At 68.1% G+C, this 19,776-nt stretch carries 23 protein-coding genes; 6 read left to right on the top strand and 17 right to left on the bottom strand.

Features of this window, described 5'->3' with window-relative positions:
• Positions 1-378: 378 nt before the first annotated feature.
• From MOX02_RS26385 to MOX02_RS26375, 3 genes are all read right to left on the bottom strand, one after another.
• Entirely contained in the window at positions 379-582 is a 204-nt protein-coding gene (locus tag MOX02_RS26385; protein ID WP_109888672.1) for a hypothetical protein, read from the bottom strand.
• Between the two features lie 110 nt (positions 583-692).
• The gene (locus MOX02_RS26380; RefSeq protein ID WP_147028787.1) at positions 693-872 is read right to left on the bottom strand and encodes a hypothetical protein; all 180 of its coding nucleotides are present in this window, start codon (positions 870-872) and stop codon (positions 693-695) included.
• Positions 873-1,012: 140 nt separating this feature from the next.
• The gene (locus MOX02_RS26375) at positions 1,013-1,507 is read right to left on the bottom strand and encodes a DUF3280 domain-containing protein (RefSeq protein WP_147028786.1); all 495 of its coding nucleotides are present in this window, start codon (positions 1,505-1,507) and stop codon (positions 1,013-1,015) included.
• A 947-nt stretch (positions 1,508-2,454) separates the two neighbouring features.
• On the opposite strand from MOX02_RS26375, the gene MOX02_RS26370 reads away from it, so the two are divergent.
• Entirely contained in the window at positions 2,455-2,922 is a 468-nt protein-coding gene (locus MOX02_RS26370) for a hypothetical protein (RefSeq protein WP_147028785.1), read from the top strand.
• Positions 2,923-3,019: 97 nt separating this feature from the next.
• Here the strand turns inward: MOX02_RS26370 and MOX02_RS26365 are convergent, their stop codons facing one another.
• Positions 3,020-3,283, bottom strand: a complete 264-nt coding sequence (locus tag MOX02_RS26365) for a hypothetical protein (RefSeq protein ID WP_147028784.1) — start codon at positions 3,281-3,283, stop codon at positions 3,020-3,022.
• On the opposite strand from MOX02_RS26365, the gene MOX02_RS33025 reads away from it, so the two are divergent.
• Both MOX02_RS33025 and MOX02_RS33020 read left to right on the top strand, forming a co-directional pair.
• Positions 3,176-3,442 carry a DUF6522 family protein gene (locus MOX02_RS33025; RefSeq protein ID WP_373866788.1) on the top strand — a complete coding sequence of 89 codons (267 nt, stop codon included), beginning with the start codon at positions 3,176-3,178 and terminating at the stop codon, positions 3,440-3,442. The genes MOX02_RS26365 and MOX02_RS33025 overlap by 108 nt on opposite strands.
• 52 nt (positions 3,443-3,494) lie before the next feature.
• Positions 3,495-3,842 carry a 4-fold beta flower protein gene (locus MOX02_RS33020; RefSeq protein ID WP_147028783.1) on the top strand — a complete coding sequence of 116 codons (348 nt, stop codon included), beginning with the start codon at positions 3,495-3,497 and terminating at the stop codon, positions 3,840-3,842.
• A 16-nt stretch (positions 3,843-3,858) separates the two neighbouring features.
• Here MOX02_RS33020 and MOX02_RS26355 read toward each other — a convergent pair whose 3' ends face one another.
• From MOX02_RS26355 to MOX02_RS26325, 6 genes are all read right to left on the bottom strand, one after another.
• Positions 3,859-4,038, bottom strand: a complete 180-nt coding sequence (locus tag MOX02_RS26355; RefSeq protein WP_147028782.1) for a hypothetical protein — start codon at positions 4,036-4,038, stop codon at positions 3,859-3,861.
• A 218-nt stretch (positions 4,039-4,256) separates the two neighbouring features.
• The gene (locus MOX02_RS26350; protein ID WP_147028781.1) at positions 4,257-5,102 is read right to left on the bottom strand and encodes a universal stress protein; all 846 of its coding nucleotides are present in this window, start codon (positions 5,100-5,102) and stop codon (positions 4,257-4,259) included.
• A gap of 57 nt (positions 5,103-5,159) precedes the next feature.
• Positions 5,160-5,378 (bottom strand): hypothetical protein, encoded by a 219-nt coding sequence (locus MOX02_RS26345; RefSeq protein WP_109888662.1) that lies wholly within the window; start codon positions 5,376-5,378, stop codon positions 5,160-5,162.
• 698 nt (positions 5,379-6,076) lie between these two features.
• Positions 6,077-7,408, bottom strand: coding sequence for a glycosyltransferase family 87 protein (locus MOX02_RS26335; protein ID WP_170268002.1), 1,332 nt, complete (start codon positions 7,406-7,408; stop codon positions 6,077-6,079).
• 379 nt (positions 7,409-7,787) lie between these two features.
• Complete coding sequence (locus MOX02_RS26330; protein ID WP_147028778.1) at positions 7,788-8,033, bottom strand: cysteine rich repeat-containing protein; 246 nt, start codon at positions 8,031-8,033, stop codon at positions 7,788-7,790.
• A 278-nt stretch (positions 8,034-8,311) separates the two neighbouring features.
• Positions 8,312-9,658 (bottom strand): PQQ-dependent sugar dehydrogenase, encoded by a 1,347-nt coding sequence (locus tag MOX02_RS26325; protein WP_147028777.1) that lies wholly within the window; start codon positions 9,656-9,658, stop codon positions 8,312-8,314.
• Between the two features lie 175 nt (positions 9,659-9,833).
• Between MOX02_RS26325 and MOX02_RS31570 the strand changes: the two genes are divergently transcribed.
• On the top strand, positions 9,834-10,271 hold the full coding sequence (locus tag MOX02_RS31570) for an RNA polymerase sigma factor region1.1 domain-containing protein (protein WP_170268001.1): 438 nt from the start codon (positions 9,834-9,836) through the stop codon (positions 10,269-10,271).
• A 14-nt stretch (positions 10,272-10,285) separates the two neighbouring features.
• On the opposite strand, the gene MOX02_RS26315 is transcribed toward MOX02_RS31570, so the two are convergent.
• From MOX02_RS26315 to MOX02_RS26305, 3 genes are all read right to left on the bottom strand, one after another.
• Entirely contained in the window at positions 10,286-11,410 is a 1,125-nt protein-coding gene (locus MOX02_RS26315) for a mechanosensitive ion channel family protein (protein ID WP_147028775.1), read from the bottom strand.
• Positions 11,411-11,532: 122 nt separating this feature from the next.
• Complete coding sequence (locus tag MOX02_RS26310; RefSeq protein WP_147028790.1) at positions 11,533-12,726, bottom strand: MFS transporter; 1,194 nt, start codon at positions 12,724-12,726, stop codon at positions 11,533-11,535.
• An 80-nt stretch (positions 12,727-12,806) separates the two neighbouring features.
• Positions 12,807-13,847 (bottom strand): SIS domain-containing protein, encoded by a 1,041-nt coding sequence (locus MOX02_RS26305; RefSeq protein WP_147028774.1) that lies wholly within the window; start codon positions 13,845-13,847, stop codon positions 12,807-12,809.
• A 177-nt stretch (positions 13,848-14,024) separates the two neighbouring features.
• Between MOX02_RS26305 and MOX02_RS26300 the strand changes: the two genes are divergently transcribed.
• The gene (locus MOX02_RS26300; protein WP_170268000.1) at positions 14,025-15,530 is read left to right on the top strand and encodes a serine hydrolase; all 1,506 of its coding nucleotides are present in this window, start codon (positions 14,025-14,027) and stop codon (positions 15,528-15,530) included.
• Here MOX02_RS26300 and MOX02_RS26295 read toward each other — a convergent pair.
• The 4 genes from MOX02_RS26295 to MOX02_RS26280 form a co-directional block, all read right to left on the bottom strand.
• Positions 15,503-16,912 (bottom strand): MFS transporter, encoded by a 1,410-nt coding sequence (locus MOX02_RS26295; RefSeq protein WP_147028772.1) that lies wholly within the window; start codon positions 16,910-16,912, stop codon positions 15,503-15,505. The two genes, MOX02_RS26300 and MOX02_RS26295, sit on opposite strands and share 28 nt — an antisense overlap.
• 46 nt (positions 16,913-16,958) lie before the next feature.
• On the bottom strand, positions 16,959-17,711 hold the full coding sequence (locus tag MOX02_RS26290; RefSeq protein ID WP_238179085.1) for an HAD family acid phosphatase: 753 nt from the start codon (positions 17,709-17,711) through the stop codon (positions 16,959-16,961).
• 145 nt (positions 17,712-17,856) lie between these two features.
• The gene (locus tag MOX02_RS26285) at positions 17,857-18,897 is read right to left on the bottom strand and encodes an alpha/beta fold hydrolase (protein ID WP_238179087.1); all 1,041 of its coding nucleotides are present in this window, start codon (positions 18,895-18,897) and stop codon (positions 17,857-17,859) included.
• 97 nt (positions 18,898-18,994) lie between these two features.
• A complete protein-coding gene (locus tag MOX02_RS26280) occupies positions 18,995-19,207 on the bottom strand; it encodes a DUF6494 family protein (RefSeq protein WP_147028771.1) in 213 nt (70 codons plus the stop codon).
• 214 nt (positions 19,208-19,421) lie between these two features.
• Between MOX02_RS26280 and MOX02_RS26275 the strand changes: the two genes are divergently transcribed.
• On the top strand, positions 19,422-19,776 hold a 355-nt coding region (locus tag MOX02_RS26275), incomplete at its 3' end, for an MHYT domain-containing protein (RefSeq protein WP_280525357.1).

Here is a 19,776-nt window from a genome sequence, read left to right as displayed (position 1 = left end):
CTTTGGACATCATAACTACCCTTGCGATGTAGACTTCAGCTTAAGCCGCGAGCCTCGTCACCAGGGCCGCCAGTCGGACGGAGTAATCTCGAGGAGATCTCAGTGGGCGCGTATTATAGTTAACAGAGCGTTAAGGCAGCCTTGCCCATGACAGTTTAGCTGCCGCTTCCGGAGCGTATCCTTTCCGACGTTCCACCTGGCGTGAGCGCTGCGTTAGCCGCAGACTTGCCCGAATTTTCAATCCACCGGGTTGTGATGCCAGTGCTGATCGGCGCCCCTTCTCGGTAGCTGCTGCGAGCTCAGATTTGCTTGAGCGATCTCTTTTTGCGCCGTGAGGCACGAGATCAAAGGCGGAGCCAGGCCGACGAGTGTGCCGTGTCAGGGTTCGCGACGCTGGGAATGCTCCCGAAACTCGAAGCGGGGCAGCGGTTCCGCGTTCGGGTTGTGGAAGCGAAAGTCGTCCATGCCGATCATCAAGGAGCGCCCGTCTGGGAGCGTGACCGTCATCCGCATGTCGGCCTCGAAGGTAAGCTTGGCCTCTGGGTGGAAGAACGGGCCGTAGATCTCCTTGAGAGCGTCCATGCTCGCATCCTCAGTGCGATTTACAATCAGCCATGCTGCGTCGACTGGGCCTCGTTCCAGCAGCGAGCAGTGATCTCGGTCTCGGATCTTAATTGCGCGACAGCCTGATCTTACACGCGGCGGTTGAGCGCCCCAGGAAGTTTATGCGTCCGGTGCACACGGAGCGATGCGCGCAGGAAAGTCGAGCAATTCTCAGCCTCGTCGAGGCTGAGCCCGAACGCAACGGGCTTATCTCCCCAGAACACCGCGTGCGTTCCATGTCCTTCAGGCTTCACCATGATCTTCAACATGATGCCTCCTCCCGAGCTGCGCCCACCTGGCAACGGTGTCGCTCGCCAGCGCTCGCCCGATCAACCGCTCGAACCGGCAGATGGTTCGGTTCGCACTCGATCACGCAAGCGACAGTTCGCTTGTTTGCGGCATGCCCGCTCTATCGCGGGGGCGGGAGGTTGTTCTTCACGAGATACCTCAGCCCGCGATCGAACGAGGTGTCGTTGTTGCCCCGAATGTCGACGCTGTAGGCCTGCTCGGCTTTGTTGCTTCGCAGGTCCTTCACGTAGACGTTGATGTTGAGGATCAGGTTGGACACCTTCTGGATCTCACCCGTGATCGCGACATCTGCGCCGAGCTTCTTGGCGTAATCCTCAGCGCAGCCGTTGCAGTGGCGCAGGTCAGGGCCTTTGGTCACCTCCGCTTCCACTGCTTCCGTCGGAACGATTTGATAGCGGCCGCTGTCCTTCAGCAGTGAGCGCAGCAGGTCACTCAGAGGACCGAGGCGTGCCCGGTCAGCCTCGGTCGGGCCCAGCGCACCTTGGTCGGCAAGTTGGAAGTCGAACACGGCAGCTTTCGGTGGCTCGGCGTGAGCTGCCGTGGAAGCGAGTAGCACGACGGCGAGAGCCGTGAACAGCCAGTGGTCGACCCTCATAAGCGGTCCTTCCCGAACAGCCTTCGAGGGGTGAACGCATGACGAGGAGGTAAGTCACTGTGAGCAGCCATCTATTCGCGGGCAGCCCGAATGGGGGCACTCACGATCAGGCTTCACGCTGGAGCTGAACGAGTCCGCCAGCGAGCTCGCAACGCTCGCACAGGCAGCGAGAGTCCCTTGAAGACGGCGTAAGCTCCCAAAACCAGGAGGGCTGAGAGAAGTGCCAAGAGCGTGTTAATCACAGGCTTCGTCCCCTCCGGTGAGTGGCGGCATGAACCAGGGGGCCAAGCCACCGCATGTGTCTTGCTGATCAGCTGCCTCAAAACTGGCGAGACTAAGACCTCAGTTCAGATAATCTGCGCGACGCGGCAGGACAGCCGGCAAGGCGGTCGCTCTCCAGGAATGCTCAAGCTTGAGCAGCCGCTCGACCTCGAACGGCCCAAGATCGGCGTGAATGCGAGCACCTTCGTCTGCCTGAGTTTGCCGCCTAAGCCTAGCTGTGCCCCCATGCGGTAGCGGCACACCGGCGCTGGTATCCCCAACTTTCAAAAGCCAGCGCCAGCGGGATCCCAGGATGTGGTCTGAACTCTGGTGGGCCCAGGGTCCATGCCCTTCGGCCGAGGGGAGGTCCACTGGGACTTCGCGTCCTTGAAGGGGCCTGGCCAGGATCGCCGGTGACGCCGGTGACGCCGTTGACCCCACGAGCCCGCGGGTATGACTTTTGCGCGCGCGAGGACATGCCGTGCCCATGTAAGATCGGCGGATCGGAACGTTGGGCGCCGGATCACCGACGCGTTGGCCCGAGCGGTGTGCCGACGCCGATCAAGGTGAAACTACGGAGCGCACGCGTTCTTAGGGCCAGCCATGCCTCAGCATGGAGCATGCCGCTCTAGTTCCGCGTGGTGTAGGGCGACCATTTCTGATACCAGGAAGTATCTGGAGAAAATATGCCCAATAATGCTAAGCGGTCTGCTTCGGCTCCTTTGAGCCATTCAGCCACACCTCCTTCGCTCACCGGTTTGGAAGTGCAGCCTAAGGAGCCAGTCGACCTCGCAAGCGAGAAGCGGACTGCCCGAGCAGCGCAGAAGGAGACGAAGGCAAGGGCCGATGATGCATTTGGTCGTGCTGACGACGTGATCGCAGTGGAGCACGACAAGCACATGGCCGAGACGAGGAAGGGCAAGCGTGGGCGCTCCTCCCCTGGCTCCGAAACAGTCGAATTCCACGCGCGTATCCGGCCGAAGGTTGCGGAGACGCTTCAGAGGATTGTCAGCCGCGATCGCTGCGCTCCTGGACCTCTTCTTGAGCGCATGGTCGAGCTATATGAGAGCAGTCGCCTGATGCTGGCCCGCGAGCGCGGTATGCAGCGAGATGGCGAGGACGACGATGCGTTCATTGCGCGAATCTTCCCTTAAGAACGATGTCCGGTTTGGGATCTCGCCGCATGAGCATGCCGAACGTGCTGGCACGTCGTTGGAGAGCGGCGTCCCTCATGCAGCGTGCGCCAGCCAGTCAAATGAGCGCGATGAACAACGCCGCATTTGCTAACGTATCCAAGATGCGCAGGCCCGTTTTGGGCAGCCAATAAGACGGCTGGTTCAGTTTTTCCATACAGATGCACATCGATGTGATAAGATCTGTCTCAGCCCCGCACCTGCGGCCGAGCTGATGGCGGGTGTAGTGATGCATTTCGATTTGGATGAACGCGGCGACTGGATCGTCGATTTCGACGAACTTGCCGGCAAGTTTGGCAGCTCGTCGGGTTATCTTCAGCATCAGATCAAGCTTGGCATCCTTAAGGGGTTCCTTGAGGCAGGGAGCGGTGAAAACGCTGGGAGATCCAGGATAACTGTCCGGGCCGGCGGGTCCGCCTGGCAAGGCATATTCGACAACACTGGCTTCCTAGTCAGCGAAACTATGCTGCCGGATGCATAGTAGCATCTATGTCCACGTTTGCACTGCAAGCAAAGCGCAGGACTGAGGAGCCATGATCGAATTTTTCGATGACCAGGGCCAAGCTACTGCCTTTTGCGACGGGCGGACCATCTATCTCTGGGAGGGTCGCGCGGTCGCCTACCTTCTCGATGACAGAGTATTTTCATTCTCCGGCCGCTTCATTGGCTGGCTCACAGATGGCTGGATTATCGACGGACAGGGTCATTGCCTGCTATTCGAGTCTGATGCCATTCGCGGTCCAGGCAAGCCGTCGCGCAAAGGCGGCTCCTTCAAAGCCACGCCTCAACCCGCGCCACTCAGAAGCTCACGGCAAGCAGTTCCCGCGCGTCCCTCTGGGTCCGCGGAGTGGTCTCACTCAACATTCGCTGATTTGCTGTGAGACCTGTTCGAAGCCGTCACGCTCGGCGATCAAGTGCCCCGGAAAGTTTATGCGTTCGGTGCACACGAAGCGATGCGCGCAGGAAGGCCGAGTAGTTCTCCGCCTCATCAAGACTGAGACCAAACGCAACCGGTCTATCTCCTCGGAAGACTGCGTGGGTGCCGTTTTTTTCCGGCTTCACCATGATCTTCAACATGATGCCTCCTCCCGAGCTGCGACCGCTGGGCAAAGTTTCTGGCCAGGACGCAGAAGGACGCTGCTCGCAAGCGCCTGACCGCTTAACCGCTTAACTGGGCATCTGGTTCGTTCCAGTGTCCAACTGGCCAGAGTCCTCGATGTCCATCAGAAGCAAGCCGACCTCTGTGAGCCTTGTTTCGTTCCGCCTCCTTGCGAGGTGCGCTCGGGAGCTCAACGTCAGTGCGCGATGAGCACTGGTAGCTTTGCGTGATGGAGTATGTGGCTGGTTGCACCACCGAAGAACATCTGCCGCAAGCGGCTCTGCGTGTAGGCACCCTTGACCAAGAGATCGCAGCCCAGCGCTCCTGCTTCCATCAGGAAGACTTGGCCTGAGGTGAGCTCGGTTGCTGCTACCGTTCGGCCTCGCGCCAGAACACCTTCCGCCTTCAGGGCACTTGCAAGCGCGCGTGCAGAGGGGCCAGGAACACTGCTGCCTTCTACCTCCAGAACGATCACCCGCGTCGCTTGGCGGAGAAGAGGCATGGCAAGTGCGGTCGCGCGCGCTGTCTCTGTCGAGCCGTTCCAGGCGATCAGGATTCTCTCGCCTAGGGTTGCCGGGAGGTTTGGTGGGCTGAGTATGAGCGGTCGACCGCTCTCAAACAGAATGGCCTCGAAGCTTGTCATGCTCAGGCTGGCTTTGCTCGCTGCAGGGTGCGCAATCACAGTCGCGCTGAACAGTCGCGCGAACTGGCTGAGGGCGTGATCGCCCGTGAGCGGGCCCGCCTGCCAGCGGTAGCACGGCCCAGCAGTTGCCCCAGCCTCTTCGCTGATGCCGAACGCTGCCATTGCTGCCGCGAATGTCGCTCTGAGGGAGAGCTCTTCTGCTTGCAGCCTCTCAGCCCAACTCGTCTCCTGACCACCCGGCCACGACGCGTCCCCGCTGAAATCCACGTAGTCTGCAAGGGCGGGAAGAACGCTCGAGCCTACGACGAGGCTGCCGAAGTGCTTTGCGGCGAGGCATGCCGTCGCAACAACAGCCTCAAGCCCATCGCTTCCTGCAACTGGGACGAACAACGTCTTCATCGCGCATCCCGGAAGGTATCTGCATCTTGGTGAGGTAAAGCTGTCTTGCCGCGCTTCCTAGCGGCTGGGGTAAAGCTGATTGATCGCTACGCAGATGGCTTCGAGGAGCGCTGGATCCGTGGGATATAGATCAGTCGCCAAAATCGTGTGGCCCCGGGTGTCCTCGATCGAGTCTCTCTTCGCGCTGAGATGCCAGGGCCGCGGGTGTTTGCTGATGGCCGCCCAATACTGCTGGGTGCTGCCGGTGCTCATCGAGTAGCCGTTCATGTTGCTCATGGCCGACCTCCCTTCGACAGAGTCCAGATGACCCGGTCTGACTCACTTGTGAAACTATACCAGATACGGCGGTTGGGGTCCGAGAGTTCCGCGCTACTTGTCTCCTCTGGCTGGATGTTTGAGACTTCGGCTTCCTCGATGCGCAAGTCCTACCGTGTGGCGCAGCTGGAGGACTATGAAGCACACGCCGATGAATGACTTTACTGGTCAGGCTTCGTCCTCTCGCTACCCGGTGTCACGTCAGCATCGGCCGCCCCCATACCAATGCCGGTTCCCATTTTGTCAGCGCCAGGAGTTTGGCGGGATCCAGCTCCCCGTCCGGTAGGTAGCCCTTGCGAATCCTCGATCTTCTCGCTGTTATTTACCGGATTGCTGGGCTGGTTCATTTCGTCTCCAGCTTGGCTCGCAAGTATAGTTTGAGTCAGCCCGGCGCTGGAGAGCGCCAGGATGACGAAGGTGGTTTTGAGAATGGCTTGGAGGTGCACGGCAGAAGCCTCGATCACGCCTCGGTGCTAAGGCAACGTTCTCGCTCGCCAATGAGTTCGGCACCCAGGTTCCGCGGTCCGTTGCGGCCCTTTTGCGCCGGCAAAACGCAATTTGGCGCCCTCAAGCGATCGAGGATTGCCTAACCTGTTGTAGTGATTGGATGCACTTGGCGCGTTGGAGAGCCGGGTCCTCCGCCTTCGGAGGGCAACGCTCTATCCAGCTGAGCTACGGGTGCTGACCGTGGCGGATTCAGTAGCCGATGCGCGCCAGGGGCGCAACGGGGCGTGAACGGGTTTGCGATCGAGGGAGGATCCAAACCACTCAGATTGGGCGGAGGTCTGACCGTAGGATCGTGGCAGATGCTCGGCGGATGAGCTCAGCCGCGCGGATCGGAGACGAAAAGCTTCGCGGAGCACTGCTCCGAGCATCAGCAGCGAGAGAATTGGAATGTGATAGGCTAGCATGATCCGGGCCAGCGGCACCACGAGCCAGACCGCCGCCAGGAGGAGGGGCATCCGTCCCGCAAGGGTTCGGTCCATCAGGAGCAGCGTCAGGGCCGGGGCAGCGATCACGACGTCGTAGTTGCTGGCGTAGGGTAGGGCGACAAGCGTCCCGAGCAGGATCACGCAGAGCGCGGCCGGGTCGAGCGAGCCGCGCCGCAGAACCGCCACCGAGACAGCGAGCGCGACGATGCTGGCCATGCCCTGGAGAGCCCAAGCGAGATCCGGTGCCAAGCCCCAGTAACGGGCCGTGAAGAAGACCGAGCAGACGGTGGCGATCTTCTTCGGCCGGAAATCGGTCAGGAATTCGCTCTGTATCGGCAAGGTGAAGCTGATGAATCCATCCCACGGCTCGATGCCGAACAGGGCGAGCGAGAGGATGACGAGACCGGTCGTTCCGAGGGCTGCGCTCGGCAGCCAGCGCCAATGCCCGGCTCCCAGCAGGATCAGCCCGAGGATGAGAGCCAGTTGCGGCTTCACGCTGAGGGCGGCGAGGCAGAGACCTGCGAGCCAGGGACGACGCTCGCGCTCGAGCAGCGACACGGTGGCAGCGAGCGCGATGAGGCCGCCGAACTGGCCGAACATCACCATGGTGGCCGCAGGCGGCGAGAGGACCAGGGCGACGACGAGCCACCCGCGGCGCTTCGCGGCATTGGGATCGGACAGGTGCAGGGTCGCCGCCAGTGCCCCGAGGTTCACGGCCGTGAAGGCGGTGAGGGCGACAATGAAGGGCAGGGCCGCGAAGGGCAGGAGCGGAGGCAGGATGTGGGGCGGGTAGGAGAAGATGCGGCCGCTGTCTGCGGTCGCGCCGAGGGCGGAGCGGATCGCCGCGTCGTAGGCGGCGAGATCGGCGAGCCGCCACGCCTCGCCCGCCCAAGCGAGCCGGGGCCCGAGCCAATAATTCACGAAGTCACGACCGAACGGCGCTCCGGTCATGAACAGGCCGGTCGGGTTCCAGGGTTGATAGGCGAGCCAACTGACCATCGAGGCGATGAGCCCGACGCACACCAGCGCGCACCGACCGCCTATCCCTCGCTCGATCATGCGGCTCTCCCGACCCATCGACGGCAGGGATAGCGGTCGGCAGTTAAAGCCGGCTCAAGGCGTGGCGTCCTCAGCGCTGCGAGATGCTGCGCTGAACGCTGGGCGGACGCTGAATTCAACCGTGCTTTGCAACAGTGGGGCTGCGGACATTCCGGTCCGGCGTCCCGCTGAACTTCGCTCCACTGAACGGCATGATTGGAATGCGGCAGGTTCGTGCTTCGGTCGTCTTCTCGCAACGCCGGCGTCTGAGGCCGAGGGCCTGCCTCTTGATCGAAGAGGCAACGACTGCAAATCGATCGCGCCCAGGAGCGGACGTCCGGACAAGAGGCCCTGCCCGAACCTTCCCGTCGGCTGACGCCAAGCCCGAGGCGCGGTGCGTCTACGGCCTGTGCTCCGACAACGCGGAGCGGCAGCCCTCCGACACCTCGTTGCCGTGTGTCTTCAGACACTGGAGGATGCGTCCGCCGCCGGGCTGTACGCCCGCGCAGAGGCGCTTGTAATCGCCCTCACAGGCCGCTCGGAGGGCTGGGGTTATCTCTCCCGCCGCGGGGGAAGCGGGTGACTGGGCGATCGCCGCACCGGTCGCGACCAGGACGGCAACGAGAGCGAGAAGTGTCAGGCGCATGATGACGTCCTGTCGTCGAACCGGCCGCCCGGGTCATCGCGAACAAGAATCGCGAGCCGGATACAGTCGAGACAAATGCAGCGTCTCCGAGTAATGAGATGCACTTGCGCACATCGCTCGGCGCCACAGATGGCGTAACAACAGGGTGCCTCGTTCGCAAGCAGAAGAACAGCTTTCGTGCGCCAGCGCGCACTCGTTCGGCGTTTCGCGCCGGCTTCCCGCACCCGAGTGCGCGGGCGGCGTGGCGGCCCGAGCCTCGGATCGGCGCCGGCGCGAGGCTAGTAGCGGGCGTTCTCCGCGCTCACCCGCCAGACGACCTTGCCGACGTCGTCCGACACGAGCAGGGCGCCGGTCTTATCGAGAATGACCCCGACCGGCCGCCCCTGTGCCTTCTCGTCGGCGTTGAGGAAGCCGGTGAGCGCGTCGACCGGTTGGCCGGCGGGCTTGCCGTCCTTGAAGGGCACGTAGATCACCTTGTAGCCGCTCTTCGGACGGCGGTTCCAGGAGCCGTGCTGGGCGACGAACAGACCGCTGCGCCACGCTTCGGGCAGGCTCGCGCCCATCGAGAACGCGATGCCGAGGGAGGCCGTGTGCGTGCCGACCGCGTAATCGGGCGTGATTGCCTTGGCGACGAGATCCGGCCGCGGCGGCTGTACCCGGTCGTCCACGTGCTGGCCCCAGTAGCTCCACGGCCAGCCGTAGAACCCGCCCTCCTGCACCGAGGTCACGTAGTCGGGCACGAGGTCGCTGCCGATCTCGTCGCGCTCGTTCACCGCCGTCCAGAGCTTGCCCGATGTTGGCTCGAAGGCGAGGCCGTTGGGGTTGCGCAGGCCCGTCGCGTACTCGCGCATCTGCTTCGTCGCGATCGTGTATTCCCAGATCGCGGCGCGGCCCTTCTCCAGGTCGAGGCCGTTCTCGCCGACGTTGCTGTTCGAGCCGACGGTCACGTAGAGCCGGCTTCCGTCCGGACTCGCGATGACGTTCTTCGTCCAGTGATGGTTGATGCCGGAGGGAAGGTCGACGACCTTCTCCGGCGTGGCCGTGATCTCGGTCTGGCCGGCTTGGTAGGGCACCTTCACCAGTGCGTCGGCATTCGCGACGTAGAGGTCGCCGCCGACGAGCGCCATGCCGAAGGGGGAGTGGAGGTCCTTCAGGAAGACGTGACGCTCCTCCGCGGTGCCGTCCCCGTCCTTGTCCCGCAGCAGGACGATCCGGTCGGGGCTCTTCACGCCCGCGCCGGCGAACCCCTTGACCTTGTCGGCGACCCAGTCGGCCACTCCCGTCGAGGGGTCGTCGGTCTGGGGCTTGTTGGCCTCGGCCACCAGGACGTCGCCGTTCGGCAGCAGGTGGAGCCAGCGCGGATGGTCGAAGCCTTCCGCGTAGGCCGCCACCTGCAGCCCCGCCGCGGCCTGCGGCTTGGCGCCCTTCTCCCAGCGCGCGACCCGGGCGATGTTCACCGTCGGCATCAGGGTGGGGTTGGGCGCCGGCAGCGTCGGGTTCGCGCCCAGGCCCGCCGAGGCGTCGAGGGTCGCGCTCTCCGGGTAGACGATGAAGCGCAGGACGGCGGCGCCTCCGAGGAGGATGACGGCGAGCGCCGCGAGGCCGAGTTTCGATCGGGTCCGCATGAGTGTCCATCCGGCTCGGCGTCCGTTCCGGACGCGTATCGCCACGTTAAGCCGCAAGAGCGCCTTTGGCTCCCTGGCGCCGGGCAGCCCCGCGCCGGCTGGAGGTCGCGGATGGCCCTCTGCTATGAGGCGGGAGCGGCCGGCTCGCGAGCCCTTTCATCACCGAGGTGCGTCCATGTCGGGCCTGGATCGTTCGTCGCTCGATCGGCTGATCGCCCTTGGCAGGGGCAGCGGGCGGATCTCCGTCGACGAATTGCGGACGCATCTGCCCATCGCGTCCCTGTCCCCCGAGGATATCGCCCTTCTCGTGCTGGAACTGGAAGAGGCCGGCGTGGAGGTCGATCTCGACGCCCTGCTCGCGGCGCCGGGGCAGGCCGCGTCCGACATTCCGCCCGCGGCCCTGTCCGCGCGCTCGGACGAGGGACCCCGCACGGTCCGTGCTGCGCCGCTCGCCGTCTCGGACGATCCGGTCGCCCCACGGGCGCAGCACGCGGCGCCGGAGCGTGACGAGGACGCCGCGCTGGCGAACGCGAGCGTGAGCCGGATCGTGCTGGTCTCGGGCGTGCTGACCGTCCTGCTGCTCGCCGTGCTGATCCTCGTCCTCGTCCGCTGAGCCGGCGCGCCACCTCAGGCGGCCCGGCGGGGCCGCTCCTCGGCTCGGCGCAGGGGCGCCTCGGCGCCGATCCACTCGGAGCGGTGGCGCGGCAGGGCGTCCGGGTGCTCGGCCTGCAGGAAGCCGATCATCTTCTCCCGAACCTCGCAGCGGAGATCCCAGGCTTGCGGCGCGTTGCGGGCGCTGACCAGCATCCGGACCTCGATCACGCTCTCCCGCGCGTCCGAGACCTGGAGATTGACCACGTTGCCGTCCCACAGGCGCGACCGGGCCGCGATCTCGGCGAGCTTCGCCCGCATGGTCTCGATCGGCGCCCGGTGGTCGAGGTAGAGGAAGACGCTGCCGATCAGGGACGCCCCGTCGCGCGTCCAGTTCTGGAACGGCTTCTGGATGAAGTAGGTCAGCGGCAGGACGAGCCGGCGCCAGTCCCACAGGCGGACCACCACGTAGGTCGCGTTGATCTCCTCGACCCAGCCCCACTCGTTCTCGACGATCACCGCGTCCTCGATCCGGATCGGCTGGGTGATGGCGATCTGGATGCCGGCGACGAGGTTCGAGAGGACCGGCTGCATGGCGAGGCCGAGGATCAGGCCCGCCGCGCCGGCCGAGGCGAGCAGGCTGACGCCGTACTGCCGGACCGGCTCGATGGTCATCAGGCCGACCGAGACGGTAACCAGGGCGACGAGGGTCACGGCGGCCCGCTCCAGGATGCGGATCTGGGTGAAGTGCTTGCGGGCGAGGAGGTTGTCCTCGGTGTCGAGCTTGAACCGGCGCAGGTAGATCACCGTCGCGATGTGGATCGCGGTGGCGCAGCACCAGCCGACCAGCGCCACGAAGGCGATCAGTAGGATCTGGTTGAGCACGATCCGGACTTCCCACGACAGGGGCGCGGTCGCGGAGGCGGCGCCCAGGGCGACGGTCAGCAGCGCCAGGCGGCTCGGCCCGTGCGTACGCGCGACGAGGGAGCGCCAGAACAGGCTGCGGCCGCTCACCACCCGCTGCATCCACCGGAAGGCGATCCCGTGCAGCGGCAGGACGACGGCGCAGCACCCGGCGATCAGGACGAGGCTCTCCGCCCACCAGGGCAGCCATGCGAGGGCGTGAACCGCATCGGCGAGGAGCGCATTGACGTTCGGCATCGGACATCACCTCCTGCAGAGAGGGCAATGATCGCTGCGCGGCTCGGTTCCGCACCGCACAATTTCTATGCCGCACCGCGATATAACCCCCTCGGCCGCTCGCACCCGGCGTTCTATTGCACTCAGGCGTGCGACCTGCGCGCGAGCAGGTGCGCGGTCGCGAAGCCGAGCGCCAGGATCACGGCGGCGCAGGCGGCCAGGGCCGCGAACGGGCCGAGGGTCTGGAGCGCCACACCGAGGATCGCGACGCCGAGGGCCTGGCCGCAGAAGAACGAGAAGGCGTGGAGCGCCACGGCCGAGGCGCGCGCGCCCGGCGCCACCTCCGTGACCTGCGTCTGGAAGGTGTTGTGGAGCATGTAGAAGCCGAAGCCGAGCGCGACCAGCGCCGCGGCGTCGAGCTGCCAGCTTCCCGCGAGACCGACGACGAGGAGAGCGCCCGCGCAGACCGCGCCGCCGACGACGAGCATCCGCGACATCCCGAAGAAGCGCAGCAGCAGCGCGACGAGGAGCGAGTAGGCGAGGCCGCCGGCCGCGAAGCCCGCCAGCGCGAGACCCGCCTCCCGCGCTCCGCCCTCGCCGCGCGCCTCGATCAGGGGCGCGAGATGGGGGAAGATCCCGAACACCGCGATCGCCTCGATGAACACGGCCGAGAACAGCACCCGGGCGCGGGGATTGGCCACGATCGCCCGGTAGCGCGCCAGCGCCTCGCCGAAGGCCGGCTGTCGCGACGGCGCGCCGAGGCCGCGCTCGAAGCCGAGCAGGGCCGCCCCGCAGCCCAGCGCCGCCACCGCCGCCGTGATCGCGAAGACGCCCTGCCAGCCGACCTGTCCTTCGATCAGCCCGGCGAAGGTCGACCCAGCGAGTTGGCCGAGGATCACGGCGACGAGGAACCGGCCGATCGCGACCTGCCGGCGCTCCATCGGAACGCGGTCGCCCATCAGCGCGAGGGCGAGCGGCACGACGCCCCCGGCGGCGGCCCCGGCCGCGATGCGCAGCCCGAACAGCAGGCCGAGGTCACCGCTGAGCGCGCAGCCGGCGAGCGCCAGGGCGAGGATCCCGAGGCAGCCCGTCATCACCCGCTCCTTGCCGAGGGCGTCGCCGACGGGGCCGAGGATCGGCTGGATCAGCGCGTAGGGCAGCGCGAAGGCGGTCGAGAGCAGCGCGACGGTGTGCGGGTCGCTGCCGAGATCGCGCGCCAGCACGCCGACGAGGGGCTCCACCGAGCGCCCCGCGAAGGTGCTGGCGAAGCCGGCGACGGAGAGGACGGCGAGGAGGCGCGGGATCGGTGACGGCGAGGCGTCGCGGGAGGAGGTCATGCGGCGGGCGGACGAGGGGAGGGGATCCTGCAAGTAGCGGGCGCGGCGACCCTGCACAGCCGACCCCTAGTCGTCATCACCTACAGGGTCTCGGTGACCTTGGTCAGGCCGGCCGGCGCGTCCGGGTCGAGGCCGCGGCGGCGGGCCTCCCGCTCGATCGCCCGGTAGGCCGGCACCAGCATCACGATGGGATCGCAGGCCGGGTGCCCGTCCGGGAGCCAGGGGAGGGTGCCCGCCGGTCCCCCGCAGGCGTGTACCGTGAGCCCCTCGCGCCGCAGGTCGCGGGCGAGATGGTCGACGCTCTCGGCGGTGGGATCGGCCTGGCGCAGGGCGAGCACCGGCGTCGCGGTCGAGACCGAGGCCCGCGGCCCGTGCCGCAGCTCCGCGGCGCTGTAGCCGAGGGCCGGCAGGCGCAGGGTCTCCGAGAGCTTCAGGGCGATCTCGCGAACCGTGCCGAGCCCGTGGCCGCGGCCCGTGACGAAGGCGGCCGGCGCGGCCGCAAGGTCGGCGCTCCAGGCGGACCAGTCGAGGGCGAGGGCCTCGCCGAGCCGCGCGGGTAGGGCGCCGAGGCCTTCGGCGAGTTCGCGATCTCCCGCCCAGTGTGCCACGAGGGCGGCGCTCGCGAGGAAGGAGTTCACGACCGTCTTCGTCGCCGCCACCGCCCACTCGGGGCCCGCCGCGATCGGCAGGACGAGGTCGGCCGCCCGCGCCGCCGGGGAGGTGGGGTCGTTGACAATGGCGAGCGTCAGCGCCCCGCCGTCGCGGGCGGCGCGCGTCGCCGCAACGAGATCGGGCGAGCGGCCCGACTGCGAGATGACGACGAACAGCGCCCCGGCGACGCGGGGAACGCGCTCGTAGCCGGTGACGACGGACGGCGCCGAGGCCGAGACCGGGAGGCCGAGCCGCGTCTCGATGAGATAGCGCAGGTAGACTCCGGCATGTCCGGAACTGCCGCGGCCGCAGAGGACGACGAAGGGGATCGCGCGCCGCGAGAGCTCCGCGGCGACGCGCTCCGCCGCGCCGGAGCCCGGGCTCAGGCGCGCGGCGGCCTCCGGGATCTCCAGGATCTCCCGCGCCATGAAGCTCGCCGAGATGGCGGTGTCCGGGGTGATCTCGCTCATGGCCCCTGCTGTCCTGTCCTGCGAGCCTTACGGCCGATGGCGCCGGCTCCGTCCGTTCGGCACCCTCCGCGGAGGAGGGTGGCCACGTCTTGCATGGTTCCGGCCGAGGCGGCACCCTGGCCGCGAGCTTCACCGCCGCGCTGGCGGGACGCTCGCGCGCGGAAGGGGGCGAGACCGGTGAGCCGCAGAAGCACCCTCCGGCTCGCCGCGCTCGCGCTCTGCCTCGCCGCCGGCTCCGCCCGGGCCGACGATCCGCTGACACGCATCGTGAACGGCCGCAGCTTCGATCAGTTCGTGCAGAAGACGCTGGCGGACTACGCGGTTCCCGGCGCGGTGGTCGCCGTCGCGAGTGCCGACGGGACCGTCCTCGTCAAGGGCTACGGGGTGCGCGAGGCCGGCAAGCCGGAGCCGGTGGACGGCGAGACGCGCTTCCAGATCGCCTCGATGAGCAAGTTCGTCGCCGCGACGGCCGTCGGCACGCTGGTCGATCGGGACGTGGTCGCCTGGGACAGGCCCGTCGCGGCCTTCGCGCCGCAGCTCGAACTCGCCGTGCCCTACGCCACGCGGAACGCGACCCTGCGGGACTTCTTCGCCCATCGCACCGGCCTTCCGGCCTATGCGGGCGATCTCCTTCCCGAGTTCGGCCTGCCGCCCGAGGAGCTCGTCCGGCGCGCGCGATTCCTGCCGTTCGCCCACAGCTTCCGGGAGAAGTGGGCCTATTCGAATTACGGCATCTTCCTCGGCCAGCAGGTCGCCGCGCAGGCCGCAGGGTTGAGCGCGCCGCAGCTTCTCGCGCAAGCCGTCCTCGAACCGCTCGGGATGGCGCGCAGCGGCCCGGTCCAGGCCACCCTGTTCGAGGACGGGAACCGCGCCGCGGCGCACGACCTCGACGGCAGCGTCATGGCCTACGAGAACGTCGACGCCTTCAGCGGCGCCGGTGCCGTGGTCTCGACGGGCGGCGACATCGCGCGCTGGATGCGCATGCTGCTGGCGGGCGGCGTCTTCGAGGGGCGGCAGGTGCTGAGCGCGGACGGGCTCCGCGCGCTCTACGGCGCCAGCATGGTCGAGGGGCCGAGCGGACCGCTGCGCGACCCGAACGCCGTCGCGGGGCTCGGCTGCGACAGCTACCATTTCCTGAACCGGCGGGTCGTCGAGAAGAACGGTGCACTGAACGGCGTCCGCACCATCGTCACCCTGATCCCCGATCTCAAGATCGGCATCGCGATCTTCGCCAACAAGCAGCTCACGGTCTTCCCCGAGGCGGTGCGCGCTGAGTTCCTGGAGCGGGAGATCGGCGCCTCGGGGCGCGACCTGCAGGCCGAGATCCGGTCGGAGCAGGCCGCCTGGATCAACCTGCTGACGATTCCGAAGCCGCCCGCCGACGCGGCACCGCTGGCCCACCCGGCGGACGCCTACGCGGGGGATTATGAGAGCCCCCTCTACGGGCTCCTCCGGGTCGCGCGGCGCGGCGAGGCCCTGGCGGTCACGATCGGCGGCCGGCCGGCGGCGCTGGCGCCCTGGTCGGGCGACACCTTCCTCCTCACCTTCCCGAACCCGGACATCGCGCCCGGGCTGATGACCTTCGCCTTCCCGGACGGAGCGGCGAGGGCCGCGCGCATCGAGGGCAGCCCTGTCGCGGGGATGATGAGCGTCGGCTACGGCAGCTTCTCGCGCGTGCCCTGACGGGCGGAGGCGTCGTCCGCTCCTCTCGGCAGCCCGCGGGCCAGCGCGGCGCCGATCAGGGCGGCAGCCGCCACGAGGCCCATCACGCCGGCGAGCCCGGCGAGGGGATAGACCACGGCACCGCAACTCACGCCGACGCTGCCTCCGAGGAAGGTGCAGGCGTTGATCAGGCCCGAGCTCTGCCCCGCGGCCTCGGGCGGCAGGGAGGCCAGGGCGAGGCGCGGCGCGGTGGCGTAGGGGAGGGCGAGGCCCGCGCCGAACAGGAGCAGCCCGAGGCCGAGCATCCACACCACTCGCTCGTGGGCTGCCGCCGCGATCACGCCGCAGGCGAGCGCGACGATCACGAGCGCTCCGGTCGTGGACCCGCGGAAACCGAGGCGCTCCACGGCGCGCGGCGCCAGCCTCGCGACCGCGAACAGGCCGACGCTCAGGGGCAGCAGAATCAGCCCGGCGCCCACCGGCGTCAGCCCGAGACCCGAGGGCGACTGCGCGTCGAGGTTGAAGTAGAGGAGCGTCGACAGGATTCCGAACATGGCGATCGCCCCGATCGTCGCGGCCCGCAGGAAGAGCGGCGCTCGGGAGAGCCCGGCCAGATCCACGAACGGATCGGCCCTGCGCCTCTCTGTCCATACGAGCAGAGCCGCGGCAGCGACGGCGGAGAGGAGCGGCAGGACGAGGCGAAGCGGCGCCCGCCGCGCCTCCGGCAACCCGTCGAGGGCGAGGACGGCCGACACCATCAGGACGGCGAGCAGAGCGAAGCCGGCGACGTCGAAGGTCACGGGGCTTCGTCCCCGCGCGCCCGCATCCCCGGCCGTCGGGGCGCCCGTCAATCCGGCCGCGGCTGAGAGGACGGCGAAGCCCACGCACCAGAACACGGCGCGCCACCCGAGGGCGTGCGTCGCGGCGCCCCCGACCAGCGGCCCGAGGCTGAAGCCCAGCATCAGGGCGGCCGCCCAGGCGCTGAGAGCGGCGGCGCGGCGTGCCGGTGCGGCCGCCTGGCCGATGCAGGCGAGCGTGCCCGGGACCGCGAGCGCCGCGCCGAGGCCCTGGCCGACCCGGCCGGCGAGCAGGACGCCCGCACCCGGCGCCAGCGCGATCGCGGCCGAGGCCGCCGCGAAGAGGAGGAGGCCCGCCTGCGCGACGCGGCGCGCCCCGACCCAGTCCGACGCCCGTCCCCCGAGGATGATGCAGGCGGCGGAGGTGAGCAGGTAGCCGTTCACGGCCCACGTCACGCCCGCGGTGTCGAGCGCGAGGTCCGTCCGCATCGTCGGAAGTGCGGCCATGATCGCCGTGCCGTTGACGCCGACGGCGAGCATGCCGAGGCAGCAGGCCCACCGGGTGCGGACCTTGCCGGAATCCGCCGCGTGCTCGGGCAGGCTCATCCCTTGCGGCTCCTGAAGGTCTCGGCCGAACTCGCCGCCGGGCGGCTCACGGGATGCGGTAGAACGGGTTCGGCAGGAGGAAGGTGCGCTCGGCGTGCCCGCCGGCGAGGTCGGACGGCTGGTCGCCCACGTTGGCGATGATGGCGTAGCCCGCCGCCTCGATCGCGGCCCGGCGCGGGGCCTTGAAATCGGCGGCCGAGGCGTAGCGGCTTCCGAAGGTCGGCATGTCGAGCCCGGCGTGATCGGCGTAGCCCTGCTCCTGCAGGTTCCGCTCCGTCGCGGCCCGCTGGGGCTCGTCGCGGCCGGTGATGAAGAACACCGTCACTCCATGCGCCCGCGCCAGCCTGTAGAGCGCCAGCGTCGCGGGCAGGGCCGGGCTGCGCCCCAGAAGATCCCAGTTGACCCAGCCGCAGGGCCCCTCCGGCAGCGCCTCGCACGGGCCGCCGAAGACCCGCCCGAAATCGTCCGCCTTGATGACCTCCCAGTTCGACAGGGCGGTATCGTCCACGTCGAAGACGATGGCGGGGCGCTGGACCTGCCCGGCGCGCTCGACGATCCAGGCGCCGGCGCGGCCCGTCATCTCGGCGAAGTCCCGCGCGTAGCGTCCGGACTCGTAGTAAGCGGTCGCCGCCCGCTTCGCGTCGCCCACGTTGGCGGGTTCGCCCTCCGGCGCGATCGCTACCGTGCGCGCCGACGCGTCGGGCTGCTCCGCGGGGGCGCCCGAGGGTGAGAGGGGAGCGGCGAGTGCCGCCGCGACCGCAATCCAGGCGTACAGCGCCGATCTCGCGCCTGTTCTCACGGGGTCGCCCTCGGTTGCGGAGATACGCGTCGCGGCACGATGCTCCGGACTTCGGACGACTATGCGGAAGGATTCGCAGGGGTGCGACCGGCGTCGCGAGGACCGTCCGCCGCCGGACAGTCCAGCCGAGCCGCCGGAGACCCGGCTAGGCCCAGGTCATGACCGGGCCGGACAGGTCCATGATGCCGTCGACCGCCCGGGCGATCCGGGCGCGAGCCGAGTAGTGGATCATGTGGCCCTGTCCCGGCAGGAGCGTGAGCGTGCTCCCGGCGATCTCCGTGTGCAGGCGGCAGGATTGCTCCTCGGGACCGACGATCGCGTCCGCATCCCCGCTCAGGATGGCGACGGGCAGCCGCAGTCTCGCGTAATGCGGCCTGAGCAGGGCGACCGCGGTGTTCATCGTCGCGGTGTCCTCCGCGCTCGCGCGGGCCTGGGTCGGGTGGATCGAGATTCCGACCGGAAAGCGGGCGGTGAAGCGGGCGGGCACCCGCTGCGGCTTGAAGACCTGACGGAACACCTGGGGCGCGAGCAGGTGCCCGATCGACGCCGGGACCAGGGCGCGGGCGGCATCGCCCACGCCCGGCACGGCGAGGGGCGCGATCATCCGGACGTCGGCGCGCCGTGCCGGATAGTAGAAGCCGGACAGGAGAACCAGCCCCCTCGGAGCGCACCGCGCCTGCGTCGCCAGTTCCAGCGAGACGATCGTTCCCCAGGAATGGCCGACGATCAGCGGTCGCTCGACCTTGAGCCGCTCCAGCACGCGGTGCACGAGCCGCGCCTGCGCCGCGGCGGTCCAGACGCGGTGCCGCGGCCGCTCCGTGTGGCCGAAGCCGGGACGGTCGATGGCGATCACCCGGTAGCGCTTGGCCAGCAGGTCGACGAGGCCGCTGATGACGAAATCTTCCGCCATCGTCCCGTTGCCGTGGATCAGCACCACCGGGCGCCCCTTGCCGCGGGCGATGTAGTGGACACGCATCCCGTCCACCTCGACGAAGCGTCCTGGCGCGGCCGTGTCCCTCTCGTCGCCGAGCGCCTTCACCGTCTTCCGGGCCTCGCGGACGGTCTTGCGGCCCTCGCGCGCCACGACCTCGCTGAGCTTGATCGAGGACCGCAGGACCTGCGTGACCCCGGAGGTGACTTGCCGCGACAGACGCCGGGAGGCTCGTTTGGTCAGGCGTGGAAACACGGGGGGACGCTCCGGGCGAAGGGCGAGCCGGACAGGAGCATCGCAGTGCGGCGGAAGCGCGGCCCGCAGCTCCGTCCCGGGATCGTCGGCGGTCGGGTCAGCCCGGCTCGCCCGTGTCCTCGCCTAACGAGATCGTCCGCTCGACGACGTGCTCAAGCGGCGCGTTCTCGGCCGTGAGCGTCATGCGGAGCTTCAGCTTGCCGCCCGGAACGAGGCCGTCGCGGGCCACCCGCTCGATCTCGCGCTGGGAGGTGACGCCGACCTCCTTCAGGAACTTGCGCAATTCGATGTTGAAGCGGTCCTCGTCCATGGCTCTCTCCGAGTGAGCGGGTTCGTGCGGGCCCAACGCGCGAGCCGCGCTCCCCGATACGAGCTGAGCATCGGGATTTGCGCGCATCTGCCTGAGGGCGCAGCAATCTTTAACCAAGTCTCGTGCTGGCGAGGAGCATCGCCGGCGATTTCACGATGTATGCAGCATTCAAGAGGCAGTTTCCGTCCATTCGAAATCTGGCCGGTCTGACGCGATGCTCAAGGTCGTTGGTTGTATCATCGGAGCGCACGACCTCTGGCTGGTCGCGCTCGCCGCCGGGATCTGCAGCCTGGCCGCCATGACGGCCGTCGAGCTCCTGCGGCACGCCCGCAAGGCCGCCGGGCGGGTGCGGCCGCTGTGGCTCTGCGTGGCGGCGATCGCGGGCGGTTCGGGCATCTGGGCCACCCATTTCGTCGCCATGCTGGCCTTCGAGCCGGGATTGCCGAGCGGCTACGATATGGATCTGACCGCTCTGTCGCTGGTCTACGCCGTCGTCCTCACCGGCATCGGCCTCGCCGTATCGCTCCTCGCCGCGCTCCCGCTCGCGCCCGCCATCGGCGGCGCGATTC

Origin of the sequence: Methylobacterium oxalidis (assembly GCF_007992195.1) — a bacterium.
Lineage (GTDB): Bacteria > Pseudomonadota > Alphaproteobacteria > Rhizobiales > Beijerinckiaceae > Methylobacterium > Methylobacterium oxalidis.
Note: the sequence above shows the minus strand (reverse complement) of the source record. Positions and strands in the feature narration are given on the sequence as shown.